Below are 17,480 nucleotides of genomic sequence, written 5' to 3'. Positions count from 1 at the left end.
TTATAGCGATGGTTTCTCCGCTGTGCTATCCGAAAAATCCTCAAGGTTCATACGAAGAAAGGTAGCGGCGAAAAGTTCGGGGGGCAGGGGCAGGCTGACGATGTAGCCTTGCATCTGTTCGCAGCCTTCGGCGGCCAGGAAGGCTTGTTGCGCGGGGTTCTCCACGCCTTCGGCGATGATGGTGAATTGCATGCTGTGACCCAGGGCGATGATGGCGCGCACGATGGCGGCGTCATGGGGGTCGTCGGGCAGGCCGCGCACGAAGGATTGGTCGATCTTCAGGAAGTCCAGCGGCAGGCGCTTGAGGTAGCTGAGGGATGAGTAGCCAGTGCCAAAATCATCGATTGCCAGCTGCACGCCCAGGCGCTTGAGCTGGTGCAGCACCTCCAGCGCCTCCTCGGCCTGGCTCATGATGAAGTTTTCGGTTATTTCCAGCTGCAGGTTGCCGGGGGCGAGGCGGTAGTCACGCAGTAATTGCTCGATGCGTGCCAGCAGGCCGGGGTGGCGCAGTTGTGCGCCAGCGAGGTTGACCGACAGCGGGCCGAAATCATCGAAGGCCTCTCTCCAGGCGGACATTTGGCGACAGGCTTGCTCCAGCACCCAGTCGCCAATCTGCAGGATCATGCCGTTCTCTTCGGCCAGGGCAATGAAATGTTCGGGTGGCACTTCGCCAAAGGTTGGGTGATGCCAGCGGATCAGGGCTTCGGCGCCGATCAATTCCTCGGTCAGCAGGCTCTGTTTGGGTTGGTAGTAGAGGCTCAGCTCCTCGCGCTCGATCGCACGGCGCAGTTCATGTTCCAGTGCGACGCGCTCATTGGCCTGGGCGGTGAGGTCGCGGGTGTAGCTTTCAACCCGGTTGCGGCCCTTGGCCTTGGAGCGGTACATCGCCGCGTCGGCGTTCTTGACCAGGGTGGCGACGTCGGTGCCGTCCTGGGGGTAAAGGCTGGTGCCGATACTGGCGCTGATAAAGAACTCGTGCTCGCCGGCCTGGAACGGTGGGGTGAAGCACGCCAGCAGTTTATTGGCCAGGTGTTCGGCGTCGCTGGCGTGTTGCAGGCCGGGCAGCAGGATGATGAATTCGTCGCCGCCCAGGCGGGCCACTGTGTCGATATCGCGCAGTTGGTCCTTGAGGCGCACGGCGATGTCCTTGAGCAGCAGGTCACCGATGGGGTGGCCGAGGCTGTCGTTGATGTGTTTGAAGCGGTCCAGGTCCAGGAACAGCACGGCGCCCTGTTTGCCGGTTTCCTGATGGCCATTGAGGGCGGCCTGCAACCGGCTTTCGAACAACGTGCGGTTGGGCAGGCCGGTCAGCGGGTCATGGTGGGCCTGATAGTCAAGGCGGGCCTGAGCCAGTTTGAGGCTGGAAATATCGGCGAATACCGCCACAAAGTGCGTGATCAACTGGTCACGGTTGCGCACGGCACTGATCGTCAGCCAGCTGGGGTACAGCTCGCCATTCTTGCGACGGTTGGAGATCTCGCCCTGCCAATGCCCCTGGGCCGTCAGCTGGTGCCACATCGCGGCGTAGAACGCACTGTCATGCAGGCCGGAAGCGAGCAGGCGTGGGGTGTGGCCGAGGGCCTCGGCTTCGCTGTAGCCGGTGATTTCGGTGAATGCGCGGTTCACGGCGCTGATGTTCTGGCGGGTGTCGGTGATCAACACGCCTTCGGCCGTGCTCTCGAACACGGTGGCGGCTTGCTGGAGTTTTTCCTGCATCAGCTGGCGGTCGGTGATGTCGCGGGCGATGGTGAGCATGCAATCTTCATCGCCAATGGGCAGCGGGCGACTGGACAGCTCGCACAGGCGAATCAGGCCGTCGGCGCGCCGGATATGGCAGATGAAGTCGCGCACGAAACCATCGCGTTGCATCAGCTCCAGCATGTGCTTGCGTTCGTTGAGGTCGACCCAGATGCCGAGGTCCAGCGTGGACTGGTCCAGGGATGTGGCGCTGGTGAACCCGGTCAGACGGCTGAAACCTTCGTTCACTTCAATCAGCAGCCCGTCGCGCTGACGGCTGAGCAGCAAGCCATCGGGTGAGGCATGGAACGCTTTGGCAAATTTCTCTTCGGAGGTTTGCAGTTGTTGCTGGGTTTCCTTGAGTTGGGTGATGTCGCGCACCACCACCACCAGGGCTTCGGTGGTGTCGAGTTGGAACGGTTCGGCCGAGATCAGCCCGATGAAGGCCTGGCCGTTGCTGCGTAAAAAGGGCATTTCCAGGTTGCGGATGCTGGTGGTCTGCACCCGTTGCAGCAGGTCGGGGCCGACACCCTGGATACCCCAGATATTCAGCTCGGTGGCAGTTTTGCCGACAACATCGGCGGCGCTCAGGCCGATCTGGTCTTCAAAGGCCTTGTTGACCTCCAGCAGGCAGCCATCCGACAGCCGTGCGATCACCAGGATGTCCGGGCATTGCTGGAACACCGACGCGAATTTCTGCTCGGACAGCTGCAGCGCTTCTTCGGTGCGCTTGGCTTCGCTGATGTCGATCATCAAGCCGCGCAGTACCGGCTCATGCCCGTGCTCGATCAGGCTGACAATGTCCCGCACCCACAGGCAGCGGCCGTCAGCGGTTATGACGCGATAATCCAGGCTGTGGTCGCGGTTGGCGCGGGTTTCGCGGTAGCAGTAGGCTTCGGCACGCGTCAGGTCGGCGGGGTGGATGATATTGCGCCAGAAGCCCGGGATCAGCCAGTGCGCCCGCGGGTAGCCCAGCAGTTCCTCGGCGTGGGGGGAAACGTAGCTGTAGGTGAAATCAGTGATGCTGGCTTCCCAGGCGATGGCGGACAGGCTCTCCACCAAGCCGCGATAGTGGTATTCGCTGCTGCGCAGTTCTTGCTCAAGGGCCACACGGCGGGAAATCTCCGAGCTGAGCCGACGATTGATCCGAATCACGATGGCCAACACGGTGCTCAGCAACAACACGGCTGGTAGGCCGTATGTCAGCAGGTCGGCCCAGAAGGTGCGGTGGTCCGTGAAACTGCCTACCCAGTGTTGCTGGATGGCATCGGTTTCATCCGAGCTGAGATCGGCGAGGACCTTGTCCAGAATACCCACCAGCATTTTTTCATCTCTTGGTACGCCCATCGCCAATTGATAGCGGTAGGGCGTCTCCCCGCTGACGTACAGGCCGTCGAGCTTCAGCTGGCGCAGGCTCCAGACGCTGGAAGCCAGGTCGCCCACCACCGCGTCCACTTCGTCCGTGGCCAGGGCTTGCAGGGTCGAGCTGACGTTGGGCATGGCCACCAGGTTGAGGTCGGGGTGGTGGGTGCGCAGCAATTCGTGGGGGGCATAATTCTCCACCACGGCGATCTTGAGCCCGTACAGGTCTTTGAGGCTGCGCGGTTTCGCGCCGCCTTCATGGGCGAGGATGACGATGGGGAAGTCCAGGTACGGGCGCGTAAAGGCCAGGTAGCTCTGGCGCTCCGGGGTAGACATAATGCCGGGCAGCAGGTCCAGCTGGTTGCTTTTGGCCTGCTCCAGCACGGCAGTCCAGTTTGCCGGTTCGATCAGCTTGATTCGTACGCCCAGGCGGTCCTGTATCAAGCGCACATAGTCAGCCGCCAGGCCCTGGTAGCGGCCATTTTCGTCCTTGTATTCGAACGGTGGCCAGGACGCGTCCACGCCCAGGCGCAGCTCCTGATGGTCCGCCAACCAGCCACGCTCATCATCAGTAAGAGTCAACGCGCCAGCCGTTGCGGTCCAGGTCAGCAGCGACAGCAGTAACACAGTCGGCAATCTGGGCATAACGGTCTCGTTATGGCACGGGGAATGTTTCGAGTGTAGACGGGCATTGCGGGGGAGGGGTGTTGCGCAAGGTTTTATCGATACAAAACAAAACCCCCGGCCTGGGCCGGGGGTTTTGGTATCACTCGTCGAGGAAGGAGCGCAGGTGCTCGCTTCGCGTCGGGTGGCGCAACTTGCGCAGCGCTTTGGCTTCGATCTGACGGATCCGCTCGCGGGTCACGTCAAACTGCTTACCGACTTCCTCAAGGGTGTGGTCGGTATTCATGTCGATGCCGAAACGCATGCGCAGTACCTTGGCTTCACGGGCAGTGAGGCCGGACAGTACGTCGCGGGTTGCTTCTTTCAAGCTCTCAACAGTAGCAACATCGATTGGCGACTGCATGGTCGAGTCTTCGATGAAGTCACCCAGATGGGAGTCTTCGTCATCACCGATCGGGGTTTCCATGGAGATCGGCTCTTTAGCGATCTTCAATACCTTGCGGATTTTATCCTCAGGCATTTCCATGCGTTCGCCCAGCTCTTCCGGGGTCGGTTCGCGACCCATTTCCTGCAACATCTGCCGGGAAATACGGTTGAGCTTGTTGATCGTCTCGATCATGTGCACCGGAATACGGATGGTGCGGGCCTGGTCGGCGATCGAGCGAGTGATCGCCTGACGGATCCACCAGGTGGCATAGGTCGAGAACTTGTAGCCACGACGGTATTCGAACTTGTCCACAGCCTTCATCAAGCCGATGTTGCCTTCCTGGATCAGGTCGAGGAATTGCAGGCCACGGTTGGTGTACTTCTTGGCGATGGAGATCACCAGACGCAAGTTCGCTTCAACCATCTCTTTCTTCGCGCGGCGGGCCTTGGCCTCACCGATCGACATGCGACGGTTGATGTCCTTGATCTCGGCGATCGTCAGACCGGTTTCGGTCTCAAGCGCGGTCAGCTTCTGCTGGCAACGGATGATGTCCGGTTGCAGGCGGCCGATGGCTTCAGCGTATTTCGCCTTGCCCTTGGCCAGCGCGTCGGACCAGCTTTCGTCAACTTCGTTGCCCGGGAACTGGCGCAGGAAGTCGGCACGCGGCATGCGCGCATCACGGACGCAGAGCTGCATGATCGCACGCTCTTGTGCACGCAGACGCTCAAGGGCGCTGCGAACGCGCTCAACCAGGCCTTCGAATTGCTTCGGTACCAGCTTGATCGGCATGAACAGCTCAGCCAGCGCCAACAGCTCGGCGATTGCCTGCTTGTTGGTGCGACCGTGCTTCTTCAACGCCTTGCGGGTGATTTCCATCTGATCGGAAACCGCACCAAAACGCTGGGCCGCGATGATCGGGTCCGGACCGCTTTCAACTTCTTCTTCATCGTCGCTGCTGGCTTCAGCATCGTCGTCATCGGAATCGTCGTCAGCTTTCGCGGCTTTCGCATCGACAGGCGGCGGTACTTCGGCGGCAGGCGGGGCAATGCCGTCGTCCGGGTCGATGTAACCGCTCAGGACGTCGGACAGGCGGCCACCTTCGGTGGTCACGCGGTTGTACTCGGAGAGAATGTGGTCAACCGTGCCAGGGAAGTGCGCGATTGCGCCCATCACTTCACGGATGCCCTCTTCGATACGCTTGGCGATTTCGATTTCGCCTTCGCGAGTCAGCAGCTCGACCGTACCCATTTCACGCATGTACATGCGCACAGGGTCAGTCGTACGGCCGATATCGGTCTCCACCGCAGCCAACGCGGCGGCAGCTTCTTCAGCGGCGGCTTCGTCGGTATCGGCGTCAGCCAGCATAAGGGAATCCTTATCTGGCGCAGCTTCGAATACGTTGATCCCCATGTCGTTAATCATGCGGATGATGTCTTCCACCTGCTCTGGATCTGAAATATCCTCAGGCAGGTGGTCGTTGACCTCCGCGTAAGTCAGGTAACCCTGCTCACGACCGAGAACGATCAACTCTTTGATACGAGACTGCTGTTGCGCTTTTCCGGACATAACACCCTATCCACTGAAGGTCTTGGCGGGCAAAAAACAAGCCGAGGATTATACCCGAGCTATGACCTCACACGCCAGCTGAGGTCGGGTTTGATGCGGAAACATTCTGTTTTAAGAGGTCGCGCATCTGTTTTGCTATCTGAATTTGCTCTTCAGCCGATAATCCCGGCTGCCTTGCTCTCTTGATGAGTTCATCGAGGGTCTGCGTGTGCTGACCCGCGGATAACCTAGTAATGGTGTCTAAAAACTGTTGTTCAAGGTTTTCGCCGTCAATTAGCCATTCCTTTTCCGCGAGTGCTTTCAACAGCCGGCCTTGTTCGGTGCCGTGCCAGCGCGCCATCAACTGGATTGAGTTTAGCTTAGGATTTTTCTGTACCGCCTCGATCAAGGCGATCAGTACCTGGGCGTAAGTGTTGCTCGCGTTGGCGAAATGGTCGGCGCTCTCAACCTTGCCCGCCAGTTGCGGGTGATGGATGAGCGTGCGCAGCGCGATCAGTGTAGGCGCTTCTACGGCAACGGGCGTACGCGGTGCGTAAGCCTCATCGCGGTCGCCACGCTTGCCGTTCTTGCTCCAGGGTTTCTTGTCCCATTTCTTGCCGCCGGCGCCGGGCTTCTTCGGTGTCCACTCCTGCTGTGGCGCGTAGGCCTCCTGCGGTTGGTGGAAGTCCGAATAGTCCGGCATGGCATCGTAATCCATGCCGGGGTCGTAGGCCGGTGGCGGTGCGTCGTGTGGTGCGCTGTGCACCAGCTGGCTGACCGCTTCGCCGCTCAACCCGGTGATTTCCTGCAGGCGCATGCGCATCAGCGATTTCAGGTTGGCGCCGGGGACTTTGTCGATCAGCGGTGCCGCGAGGGTGGCCATGTGGGCCTTGCCTTCGAGGGAGCGCGGGTCGGCTTCTTCGGTCAGTTGCTGGAAGAAATAGTCCGCAAGCGGTTGTGCATGCTGATTGATACGAGCACGGAACGCGTCGGTGCCTTCAGAGCGCACCAGGGTATCCGGGTCTTCGCCTTCGGGCAGGAACAGGAAGCGCGCGCGGCGCCCGTCCTGCAGGCTCGACAGTGTTGCCTCAAGGGCGCGCCAGGCAGCGTTGCGGCCGGCCTGGTCGCCGTCGAAGCAGAACAGCACGCTGGGCACCACGCGAAACAGGCGTTTCATGTGTTCTTCGCTGGTCGCGGTACCCAGCGTGGCGACGGCATTGCGCAGGCCCTGTTGGGCGAGCGCGATCACGTCCATATAGCCTTCAACCACGATGATCTCGTCGAGGTTGCGATTGTTCTTGCGCGCTTCGAACAGGCCGTAGAGTTCCTGGCCTTTGTGGAACACCGGCGTTTCCGGGGAGTTCAGGTACTTGGGTTTGTCGTCCCCCAGTACTCGGCCACCAAAGGCGATGATGCGGCCCCGGCTGTCGCGGATCGGGAACATCACGCGGTCGCGGAAGCGGTCATAGCGTTTGCCGGTCTCGGCGTTCTCCACCAGCAAGCCGGCGTCGATCATGGCTTTTTGCTGGAGGGTGTCGCTGCTCAAGTGCTTGTACAGGTTGTCCCAGCCGGGCGGGGCGAACCCCAGGCCAAAGTCGCGGGCGATTTCACCGGTAAGGCCGCGCCCCTTGAGGTAGTCGACGGCGGCCTTGCGCTGCGGATGGCTTTTAAGCGCCTGACGGTAGAAGTCGGCAGCGGCGGTCAGCAGCGGGTACAGCGGCGAATCGGTGGGCTGGCGCGGTTTGTGCGCGCGCCCGCTTTCTTCGCGAGGGACTTCCATGCCGGCGGCTTTTGCCAGGTCCTCGATCGCCTGGGGGAAGTCCAGGTTGTCGTGGTCCATGAGAAAGCCCAAGGCGTTGCCGCCTGCGCCGCAGCCGAAGCAGTAATAGAACTGCTTGTCGGGGCTGACGCTGAACGATGGGGTCTTTTCTTTATGGAACGGGCAGCAGGCGGTGTAGTTCTTGCCGGCTTTTTTCAGTTGCACGCGCGAGCTGACAACATCGACGATGTCGGTGCGGTTCAGAAGGTCGTCAATAAAGCTCTGGGGAATCAGCCCGGCCATGGCGTTCTCGTCATCACTGCGTGTCAATGAGGGCCCATCAAATGCTCAAGCGCGCGTATTGCGTGGCTCGATCATCAGTTGTCTGCTTGGGCATTCAGGAAGTGTATCTGCCGTTCATTTACTGACGTTAGTTTCAATCAGGTTTTTGGCATGGAAATGTTGCCCCGGCGTCCGGTCTTGGCCAATGTGGCCTCGGAAGCTCATCGTCGGGCACAGTCGATACAGTTGATCGTCTGTTTGAAGAATAAGTGTGCTCGTCAGTAGCCTTGATAGGCTCGTCAGAAGAGACGTGCACCGCTGGCAAAAGAGCCAGTCCTGACGTGTGAAGCAGTTGTCTCGGTCGCATGTGCGGCGTCAACAGTGAAGCATCAAGCGATATCCGCAAATGCCATTAGCCCGGCTGAGGGCCGGGCTTGGCAGAAGCTTGCTACGAACGTCTGTGTATTAGTACAGACGAACGGCGCGGCGCTGTTCGCGCTGAACTTTCTTGGCGTGACGCTTAACAGCGGCTGCTGCTTTACGCTTACGCTCAGAAGTTGGCTTCTCGTAAAATTCGCGGCTACGAACTTCAGCCAGTACACCGGCTTTTTCGCAGGAGCGCTTGAAACGACGCAGAGCTACGTCGAAGGGTTCGTTCTCTTTAACTTTGACGGCTGGCATCCAGAGCTACCTTCTTTCATTACCGGGATCAACGTTCTCGTCGCAAAAAATTCGCGGCTGAGGTCGTCGGTTTTTAAGGGTTGCGGATGTTAACCCCTCATTGCCCGGAATGCAAAGCCTCTGATCGAAAACCGCTAGTCGGGAGGGGGAGTGGCGACTATTATGCGCGCCTTCGAATTCAGCCTCTACAAGGCGCAAACCCATGCTAGTACTGGGACTTGAAACCTCCTGCGACGAAACCGGTGTCGCACTTTACGACAGTGAACGCGGGCTCTTGGCCGACGCACTGTTCAGTCAGATCGACCTCCACCGCGCTTACGGCGGTGTGGTGCCGGAGCTGGCCAGCCGTGATCACGTCAAGCGCATGCTGCCGTTGATTCGCCAGGTGCTGGATGAAGCCGGCTGCGTGCCGACCGAGATCGACGCGATTGCCTACACCGCAGGCCCCGGATTGGTCGGAGCCCTGCTGGTTGGGGCCTCTTGCGCCCAGGCCCTGGCGTTTGCCTGGGGTATTCCGGCCCTCGGCGTGCACCACATGGAAGGCCATTTACTGGCGCCCATGCTGGAAAAAACACCGCCTGAGTTCCCGTTCGTCGCTTTGTTGGTTTCCGGCGGCCATACGCAGCTCGTTCAGGTGGATGGCATCGGCCAATACACCCTCTTGGGTGAATCCCTGGATGACGCAGCCGGCGAAGCCTTCGACAAAACCGCGAAGATGATGGGCCTCAATTATCCCGGTGGCCCGGAAATCGCCCGACTCGCCGAAAAAGGCGTTGCCGGCCGCTATACCTTCCCGCGTCCGATGTGCGATCGCCCGGGCCTGATGTTCAGCTTCAGCGGTTTGAAAACCTCTGCGTTGAACACCTGGCAGCAGAGCGTCAGCGCCGGGGACGACAGCGAGCAAGCCCGTTGCGACATCGCGCTGGCGTTCCAGCAGGCCGTGGTGGAGACTTTGACCATCAAGTGCAAGCGCGCCCTGAAACAGGCGGGCATGAAGCGCCTGGTGATCGCGGGCGGCGTGAGTGCCAACAAGGCCCTGCGTGCTTCGTTGGAAAAAATGCTCGGCGACATGAAAGGCGATGTGTTCTACGCGCGTCCCGAGTTCTGCACCGATAACGGCGCGATGATCGCCTACGCCGGTTGCCAGCGCCTGCAGGCCGGGCAGCATGAAAGCCTGGCGATCAGCGTGCAGGCACGTTGGCCAATGGAGCAGCTTTCACCGTTGTAAGGGGGCAGCCTGAGCCGGGTTCATCGACGGTATTTAAAAATGCCGTTCGCGCCCGGCAAACAGGTCGCGTAAATTGCCCCGGTGGCGCCAGACGATCAGCAGTGTCAGCACGCTCATCGGCAGCAGCGCCGCAGGTTCCTGCCAGGCCAGTAGCGGCAGGGTCAGGGGCGTTGCGATCAACGCGGCAAGTGAGCTGGTGCGGGTCAGGTAGAACGTCAGCAGCCAGGCGAGCACGGCCAGCAACGCGGCAGGTGGGTAGATCCCCAGCAACATGCCGGCCGCCGTCGCAACACCTTTGCCGCCGCGAAAGCGGAAGTACAGCGGAAACAGATGGCCCAGGACGGCGCACACGCCAATCCAGGCTTGCTGTTGCAGGGTAAGGCCGGCGAGGTGGGCGATCAGCACGGGCAACAAGCCCTTGCACAGGTCGCCGAGCAGGGTCAGCACCGCGAGCTTCTTGCCGGCCAGGCGCAACATATTGGTGGCGCCGGCATTGCCTGAGCCACTCATTCGCGGGTCGGGGTTTCCCGTCAGGCGGCTGAGCAAAATGGCGAAGGACAGCGAGCCGAGCAGGTAGGCGAGAATCGCCAGTGACCAAAACATGCTAACTATTCCGGGCGAGGACGCCCTGATTCTAACGGGGCATCGCGCCCTTGTCGTGCTGCGGAGAAGAGTGCTTGGACAGAGTGTTTATCGAAGGCCTGGAAGTCGACACCGTGATCGGGGCCTACGACTGGGAGCGCGGCATCAAGCAATGCCTGCGCCTGGACCTGAGTTTCGCCTGGGACAACCGCCCGGCCGCTGCCGGTGACGACCTGACCCTGGCCCTGGATTACGCCAGCGTGTCCGCGCGTATCCAGGCCTTTGCCGAGCAATCCCAGTTCCAATTGGTAGAAACCTTCGCCGAACGCCTGGCCGAAGTGCTGATGAGTGAATTCCAGATTCCCTGGCTGCACCTCAAGTTGACCAAGCCGGGGGCCGTTCCGGCTGCCAGAGGCGTGGGCGTGGAGATCGAGCGCGGATGTCGCTAACTCAGGTTTACCTTGGCCTTGGCAGCAACATCGAGCGTGAGTCTCACCTTTGCGCCGGCCTTGATGCGTTGGCGAGCTTCTTGACGGATGTACGCTGTTCGGCGGTGTTTGAAAGCCAGCCGGTGGGCATCAAGAGCGGGCCGTTCTTCAATCTGGTGGTGTCGGCCTATACCGACCTGCCGTTGATGGAGCTGGATCGCCGGTTGAAATTCATCGAGGCCGACAACGGCCGCTATGCGCCGGACCGCAAGGGCTTGCCGTTGGATATCGACGTGCTGTTGTACGGCGAACTGGTGGGCAATTTCGATGGCCTGATTTTGCCCCGCGCCGAGATATTGAAAAACGCCTTCGTGCTGTGGCCGTTGTCGTTGATGGCGCCGGAACGCGTCCACCCGGAAGCGGGCAAAACCCTGGCGGAACTGTGGCGCGATGCGCAAATCGACCAGGTGCTGGCGCCTGTCGCGTTCGAATGGCAGGGCCAGCAACTGACCCCGCCCCCTTGATCTCTGCGCCAAACGCACCCTTGTAGGTGCCGGCTTGCCGGCGATGGCAATCCTGCGGACGCTATCGCCGGCAAGCCGGACTCCTACAGGGCGTGGTGTTCCTTGTAGATTTTTAGTGCCTTGAGCCTTTCGCGCTTCAGCGCCTCGCCCAATTCCGGGCCTTTGAAACCTTTCTCCAGCAGTGGCGCAACGGCGACTTCGCGGGCAGCCTGCGCCGCCCCACGCAAATAATCCGCTTGTGGGTAACTGCGTTGCTCAAGCCCCTTGCGGCCCCGCGCATCCATCTCGCACGCCACCACAAACTCCTCAAAGCGCTGCGGCCGACGGTATACGTCAAAACTCTGCAGCAACTCCAGCAACGTCGAGGCCCTCAGCTCCAAGGCTCTATGGCCATGGGTGTGATATTGGCCCACCAGCAGCGCCAGTTCCTGGCAATCCCTTGGTGCTTTGAAGCGTTCGTTGACCGCCTTGATCAGCTTCAACCCCGTGTGTTCATGGGCGATATGCTGCGGCAACTTATCCACAGGTGTCAGGCCTTTGCCCACGTCATGCAGCAGGCAGGCCCAGCATACGGTCAGTGGTTGTTTATGCAGAGCCGCTTGCTCCAGCACGCTCAGCGTATGCACGCCGGTGTCTATTTCCGGATGATGGGCTTCGGGCTGTGGCACGCCAAACAGCGCATCCACTTCTGGCATCAGGATTTTTAGCGCGCCGCAGTCACGCAGTACCTGGATAAACACTTGTGGCTGATCTTCCATCAGCGCGCGGGAGATTTCCTTCCAGCTGCGCTCGGGTGTCAGCGCCTCAAGTTCGCCGGACTCGCTTAGTTGACGCATCAACGCCAGGGTATCCGGCGCGACGGTAAAACCAAGGTGGGCGTAGCGCGCGGCAAAACGGGCCACGCGCAACACTCGTAGCGGATCTTCGGCGAACGCGGGGGAAACGTGACGCAAGATGCCTGCTTTAAGATCGCTCTGGCCGTGATACGGATCGGTCAGGTTGCCTTCATCATCTTCCGCCATTGCGTTGATGGTCAGGTCGCGGCGAATCAAGTCTTCTTCCAGCGTCACTTCCGGGCTGGCGTGGAATATGAAGCCGCCGTAACCCCGGCCGCTCTTGCGTTCGGTACGGGCGAGGGCGTATTCCTCGCCGTTCTTCGGGTCCAGGAACACCGGGAAGTCAGCGCCGACCGGCTTGTAGCCCTTGGCGAGCATCTCTTCGGCCGTCGCGCCCACAACAACGCGGTCAATATCGGTGACCTTGATGCCCAGCAGGCGGTCACGTACGGCGCCACCGACTTTGTAGATTTTCATGAAAAAGCCTCCATTAGCGGCACAGGATACCGCCTGTGCCTGGCCAATGGAGGCTTTGCTGTTTCAGAGGTGAACGACGGCCAGGTCCAGGCGGCCGTAGTCGTTGTCGTTGTGATCGGTGCGGGGTGGCACGTGATGGGTCTTCATCACTTGATCGCCCTGCAGGGTTTCCAGGTGGATATCAAAGCCCCATAGCCGATGCAGGTGCTTGAGTACCTCCTCGGTGGATTCGCCCAAGGGTTTGCGGTCGTGCTGCTGGTGACGCAGGGTCAGCGAGCGGTCGCCGCGCACGTCAATGCTGTAGATCTGCACGTTGGGCTCGCGGTTACCCAGGTTGTATTGCGCCGCCAGGGTTTCACGGATGGTGCGGTAGCCGGGTTCGTCGTGGATCGCGGGCACCACCAAGTCATCCTTGAGGTCGTCATCAAGAATGCTGAACAGCTTGAGGTCGCGAATCACCTGGGGTGACAGGTACTGCAGGATAAAGCTCTCGTCCTTGAAGCTGCTCATGGCGAACTTGATGGTCGACAACCAGTCGCTGCCGGCGATTTCCGGGAACCAGCGGCGGTCTTCCTCGGTGGGGTGTTCACACATGCGCCGGATATCCCGGTACATGGCAAAGCCCAGTGCGTACGGGTTGATGCCGCTGTAGTAAGGGCTGTCGAAGCCCGGCTGGAATACCACGCTGGTGTGGGACGTCAGGAACTCCATCATGAAACCGTCGGTCACCAGGCCTTCGTCGTACAGGTCGTTCATCAGGGTGTAGTGCCAGAACGTCGCCCAGCCTTCGTTCATCACCTGGGTCTGGCGCTGTGGATAAAAATACTGGGCGATCTTGCGCACGATGCGCACGATTTCCCGTTGCCAAGGCTCCAGCAGTGGCGCGTGTTTTTCCAGGAAGTACAGTATGTTTTCCTGAGGTTCGGCGGGGAAGCGTGCATTGTCCTTGTCGCTGTTCTTCCCGGTCTTTTTAGGAATGGTGCGCCACAGGTCGTTGATCTGTTTCTGCAGGTGTTCCTCGCGCTCCTTCTGGCGCAGGCGTTCTTCCTCGGCGGAGATCGGGTACGGGCGTTTGTAACGGTCTACGCCGTAGTTCATCAGGGCATGGCAGGAGTCGAGCAGGTCTTCCACCGCATCAATGCCGTGGCGTTCCTCGCATTGCATGATGTACTGCTTGGCGAACACGAGGTAGTCGATGATCGAGCTGGCATCGGTCCAGGTGCGGAACAGGTAGTTGCCCTTGAAGAAGCTGTTATGCCCGTAGCAGGCATGGGCCACCACCAGCGCCTGCATGCAGATGGTGTTTTCTTCCATCAGGTAGGCGATGCACGGGTCGGAATTGATCACGATCTCGTAGGCCAGGCCCATTTGGCCGCGGCTGTAGGACTTCTCTGTGCTGAGGAAGTGTTTACCGTAGGACCAGTGGTGATAGCCCAAGGGCATGCCGACGGAAGCGTAGGCATCCATCATCTGTTCGGCGGTGATCACTTCGATCTGGTTGGGGTAGGTGTCCAGGGCATAACCCGCCGCGATGCGGCTGATTTCCCGGTCGTAGGCCTGGATCAACTCGAAGGTCCACTCGGACCCGGTCGAGATCGGTTGGCGCTTTTGCTCTTTTTTGGCGGTCATGTCACTAACCTGCGCTGGAAGAGTTCACGGAAGACCGGGTAGATATCGCCGGCCGAGACCAGTTGCTGCTGGGCGAACGTGTCGGCAAAGGCTTCGCCGATGCGCTCATATTCGAACCACAGGGCCTGGTGCTCACGAGGGGTGATTTCGACGTAGGTGTAGTACTGCACAAACGGCATGATCTGGTTGATCAGGATGTCACGGCAGATCGGCGAGTCATCGTTCCAATTGTCGCCATCGGAGGCTTGGGCGGCGTAGATGTTCCAATCGTTGGCGGGATAGCGCTCGGCCATGATCTCCTGCATCAGCTTCAGTGCGCTGGACACGATGGTGCCACCGGTTTCCCGCGAGTAGAAAAACTCCTCTTCGTCCACTTCCCGGGCGCTGGTGTGATGGCGGATGAACACCACGTCGATCTTGTCGTAGTTCCGCTTGAGGAACAGGTACAGCAGGATAAAGAAGCGCTTGGCAATGTCCTTGGTAGCCTGGGTCATGGAGCCGGACACGTCCATCAGGCAGAACATCACCGCCTTGGAACTGGGGTTGGGTTGCTTGACCAGCAGGTTGTACTTCAGGTCGAAGGTGTCGAGGAACGGCACGCGATGAATGCGTGCGCTGAGTTTCTCGATTTCAGCCTCGATTTCCTGGATATCGCCGAAGTTGTCCGGCTCATCGCGCTTCAATCGCGCCAGTTCTTCCTTGGCCTCCTTCAGCTTTGCACGGCTGCTGCCGGACAGGGCGATGCGCCGGGCATGGGCCGAGCGCAGGGTGCGGATGATATTGATGCGGGACGGGTTGCCTTCGTTGCTGATCCCGGCGCGCACGGTCTTGAAGGTGTCGGTGCCGGTCAGGTTGCGTTTGACCAGGTTGGGCAGTTCCAGGTCTTCGAACATGAATTCGAGGAATTCTTCCTGGGTGATCTGGAACACGAACTCATCCATGCCCTCGCCGGAGTTACCGGCCTTGCCCGGGCCTTTGCCGCCGCCTCCGCCCTGGGGCCGCTGGATATGTTCGCCGGTGGTGAATTCCTTGTTGCCTGGGTGCACGACGGTCTGTTTGCCGCCCCGACCGTGGTGCAGCACCGGTTCGTCGATGTCCCGGCCAGGAATGCTGATCTGTTCGCCATGTTCCATGTCGGTGATGGAACGGCGGCTCACCGCCTCTTCCACGGCCTTTTTGATGTGGTCACGGTAACGCCGCAGGAAACGCTGGCGGTTTACCGTGCTCTTGTTCTTGCCATTGAGGCGTCGGTCGATCACATAGCTCATGGGGAGCCCTCCGGGCAGCTTCACGTTACAAGCTTCACGCTACGCGCTGGAAGCTTCGAGACAAGCGGTCACATGCCGGGCCTGTGGCCCGGCAGTGCACGCCTAGGGCTGCCTTATTGCGATTTGCGCACCCGCAGGTACCACTCGGAGAGCAGTCGTACTTGTTTGTCGGTGTAGCCGCGCTCGACCATTCGTGTGACGAAGTCGTTGTGTTTTTGCTGATCCTCCTTGCTGGCCTTGGCGTTGAAGCTGATGACCGGCAGCAGATCCTCGGTGTTGGAGAACATTTTCTTCTCGATGACCACCCGCAGCTTCTCGTAGCTGAGCCAGGTGGGGTTCTTGCCGTTGTTGTTGGCCCGGGCGCGCAGCACGAAGTTGACGATTTCGTTGCGGAAATCCTTCGGATTGCTGATGCCGGCCGGTTTCTCGATTTTCTCCAGTTCCTCGTTGAGGGCCACGCGATTGAGGATTTCGCCGGTTTCCGGGTCGCGGTATTCCTGGTCCTGGATCCAGAAGTCGGCGTACAGCACGTAGCGATCGAAGATGTTCTGGCCGTACTCGCTGTAGGACTCGAGGTACGCCGTCTGGATTTCCTTGCCGATGAACTCGATGTAGCGCGGTGCCAGGTATTCCTTGAGGAAGCGCAGGTAGCGTTCGCGGGTTTCAGCCTGGAATTGCTCCTGTTCGATCTGCTGTTCTAGCACGTAGAGCAGATGCACCGGGTTGGCGGCAATCTCGTGCGGGTCGAAGTTGAAGACCTTGGACAGGATCTTGAACGCAAAACGCGTCGACAGGCCGTTCATCCCCTCATCCACACCCGCACTGTCGCGGTATTCCTGGATCGACTTGGCCTTGGGGTCGGTGTCCTTGAGGTTTTCGCCGTCGTACACGCGCATCTTCGAGTAGATGTTCGAGTTCTCCGGCTCCTTGAGGCGCGACAGCACGGTGAACTGGGCCAGCATCTTGAGGGTGTCGGGCGCGCAATGAGCCTTGGCCAGGGAGCTGTTGAACAGCAGCTTGTCGTAGATCTTGATTTCATCGCTGACCCGCAGGCAGTACGGCACCTTGACGATGTAGATCCGGTCGATGAAGGCTTCGTTGTTCTTGTTGTTGCGGAAGGTGTGCCATTCCGACTCGTTGGAGTGGGCCAGCAGGATCCCGGTGAACGGAATCGCGCCCAGGCCTTCGGTACTGTTGTAGTTGCCTTCCTGGGTGGCGGTGAGCAGTGGGTGCAGCACCTTGATCGGTGCCTTGAACATCTCCACGAACTCCATCAGGCCCTGGTTGGCCCGGCACAGTGCGCCTGAGTAGCTGTAGGCGTCGGCGTCGTTCTGTGGGAATTCCTCGAGTTTGCGGATATCGACCTTGCCCACCAGTGCCGAGATGTCCTGGTTGTTCTCGTCGCCCGGTTCGGTCTTGGCCACACCGATCTGGTTGAGGATCGACGGGTAGAGCTTGACCACGCGGAATTGGCTGATATCGCCGCCGAACTCGGCCAGGCGCTTGGTGGCCCAGGGCGACATGATGGTGTTGAGGTAGCGACGCGGGATGCCGAAATCTTCTTCGAGGATCGCGCCATCTTCCGTGGCGTTGAACAACCCCAAAGGCGATTCGAAAACCGGAGAACCCTTGATGGCGTAGAAGGGCACTTTCTCGATCAGTTGTTTGAGTTTTTCGGCCAGGGACGACTTGCCGCCGCCGACGGGGCCGAGCAGATAGAGGATCTGTTTCTTCTCTTCCAGGCCTTGGGCAGCATGGCGGAAGTAGGAGACGATCTGGTCGATGCATTCTTCCATGCCGTGGAAGTCTTCAAAGGCCGGGTAGCGCCGGATCACCTTGTTGGAGAATATTCGCGACAGGCGCGAATTGTTCGAGGTGTCTACCAGCTCCGGCTCGCCAATCGCCAACAGCAGGCGCTCGGCGGCAGACGCGTAGGTGCTGCGGTCCTTTTTGCACAGGTCGAGATACTCTTGAAGCGTGAGTTCTTCCTGTTGTGTGGACTCAAAGCGGTTTTGGAAGTGGCTAAAGATACTCATGACGTCGTCACCTCGCTCGATACGTGGAGCCGACGCCGGATCAATCAGTCGATGC

Annotated in this window: 12 protein-coding genes; 3 read left to right on the top strand and 9 right to left on the bottom strand. The window is 59.9% G+C overall.

The window, feature by feature from the left end; genetic code table 11:
- The 4 genes from AC07OV_RS09990 to rpsU all read right to left on the bottom strand — a co-directional run bounded on the left by AC07OV_RS09990 (nt 1) and on the right by rpsU (nt 8,417).
- A complete protein-coding gene (locus AC07OV_RS09990; RefSeq protein WP_495092139.1) occupies nt 1–3,744 on the bottom strand; it encodes an EAL domain-containing protein in 3,744 nt (1,247 codons plus the stop codon).
- 121 nt (nt 3,745–3,865) lie between these two features.
- Nucleotides 3,866–5,716, bottom strand: a complete 1,851-nt coding sequence (rpoD, locus tag AC07OV_RS09985) for an RNA polymerase sigma factor RpoD (protein WP_176996620.1) — start codon at nt 5,714–5,716, stop codon at nt 3,866–3,868.
- A gap of 67 nt (nt 5,717–5,783) precedes the next feature.
- Nucleotides 5,784–7,757 carry a DNA primase gene (dnaG, locus tag AC07OV_RS09980; protein WP_494997365.1) on the bottom strand — a complete coding sequence of 658 codons (1,974 nt, stop codon included), beginning with the start codon at nt 7,755–7,757 and terminating at the stop codon, nt 5,784–5,786.
- A 444-nt stretch (nt 7,758–8,201) separates the two neighbouring features.
- On the bottom strand, nt 8,202–8,417 hold the full coding sequence (gene rpsU / locus AC07OV_RS09975; RefSeq protein WP_002551877.1) for a 30S ribosomal protein S21: 216 nt from the start codon (nt 8,415–8,417) through the stop codon (nt 8,202–8,204).
- A gap of 202 nt (nt 8,418–8,619) precedes the next feature.
- On the opposite strand from rpsU, the gene tsaD reads away from it, so the two are divergent.
- Nucleotides 8,620–9,645, top strand: coding sequence for a tRNA (adenosine(37)-N6)-threonylcarbamoyltransferase complex transferase subunit TsaD (gene tsaD / locus AC07OV_RS09970; RefSeq protein WP_105698159.1), 1,026 nt, complete (start codon nt 8,620–8,622; stop codon nt 9,643–9,645).
- 33 nt (nt 9,646–9,678) lie between these two features.
- Here the strand turns inward: tsaD and plsY are convergent, their stop codons facing one another.
- On the bottom strand, nt 9,679–10,248 hold the full coding sequence (gene plsY, locus AC07OV_RS09965) for a glycerol-3-phosphate 1-O-acyltransferase PlsY (RefSeq protein WP_176996619.1): 570 nt from the start codon (nt 10,246–10,248) through the stop codon (nt 9,679–9,681).
- Between the two features lie 74 nt (nt 10,249–10,322).
- Here plsY and folB point away from each other — a divergent pair, with 74 nt between their 5' ends.
- Nucleotides 10,323–10,676, top strand: coding sequence for a dihydroneopterin aldolase (gene folB / locus AC07OV_RS09960; RefSeq protein WP_176996618.1), 354 nt, complete (start codon nt 10,323–10,325; stop codon nt 10,674–10,676).
- Nucleotides 10,667–11,179 carry a 2-amino-4-hydroxy-6-hydroxymethyldihydropteridine diphosphokinase gene (gene folK / locus AC07OV_RS09955; protein ID WP_495092138.1) on the top strand — a complete coding sequence of 171 codons (513 nt, stop codon included), beginning with the start codon at nt 10,667–10,669 and terminating at the stop codon, nt 11,177–11,179. The genes folB and folK overlap by 10 nt, the downstream gene beginning before the upstream one ends.
- A gap of 83 nt (nt 11,180–11,262) precedes the next feature.
- Here the strand turns inward: folK and AC07OV_RS09950 are convergent, their stop codons facing one another.
- The 4 genes from AC07OV_RS09950 to AC07OV_RS09935 all read right to left on the bottom strand — a co-directional run bounded on the left by AC07OV_RS09950 (nt 11,263) and on the right by AC07OV_RS09935 (nt 17,425).
- Entirely contained in the window at nt 11,263–12,492 is a 1,230-nt protein-coding gene (locus AC07OV_RS09950) for a multifunctional CCA addition/repair protein (RefSeq protein WP_495092137.1), read from the bottom strand.
- Nucleotides 12,493–12,555: 63 nt separating this feature from the next.
- A complete protein-coding gene (locus AC07OV_RS09945) occupies nt 12,556–14,121 on the bottom strand; it encodes a SpoVR family protein (protein WP_176996615.1) in 1,566 nt (521 codons plus the stop codon).
- On the bottom strand, nt 14,118–15,389 hold the full coding sequence (locus AC07OV_RS09940) for a YeaH/YhbH family protein (RefSeq protein ID WP_176996614.1): 1,272 nt from the start codon (nt 15,387–15,389) through the stop codon (nt 14,118–14,120). Before AC07OV_RS09940 ends, AC07OV_RS09945 begins: the two co-directional genes overlap by 4 nt.
- Nucleotides 15,390–15,502: 113 nt before the next feature.
- The gene (locus AC07OV_RS09935) at nt 15,503–17,425 is read right to left on the bottom strand and encodes a PrkA family serine protein kinase (RefSeq protein WP_176996613.1); all 1,923 of its coding nucleotides are present in this window, start codon (nt 17,423–17,425) and stop codon (nt 15,503–15,505) included.
- Nucleotides 17,426–17,480: the final 55 nt, after the last annotated feature.

Source organism: Pseudomonas sp. GW821-FHT09A09 (genome assembly GCF_059418405.1).
The sequence above is the reverse complement of the archived record's forward strand: the minus strand, read 5'-3'. Positions and strand labels throughout refer to the sequence as shown.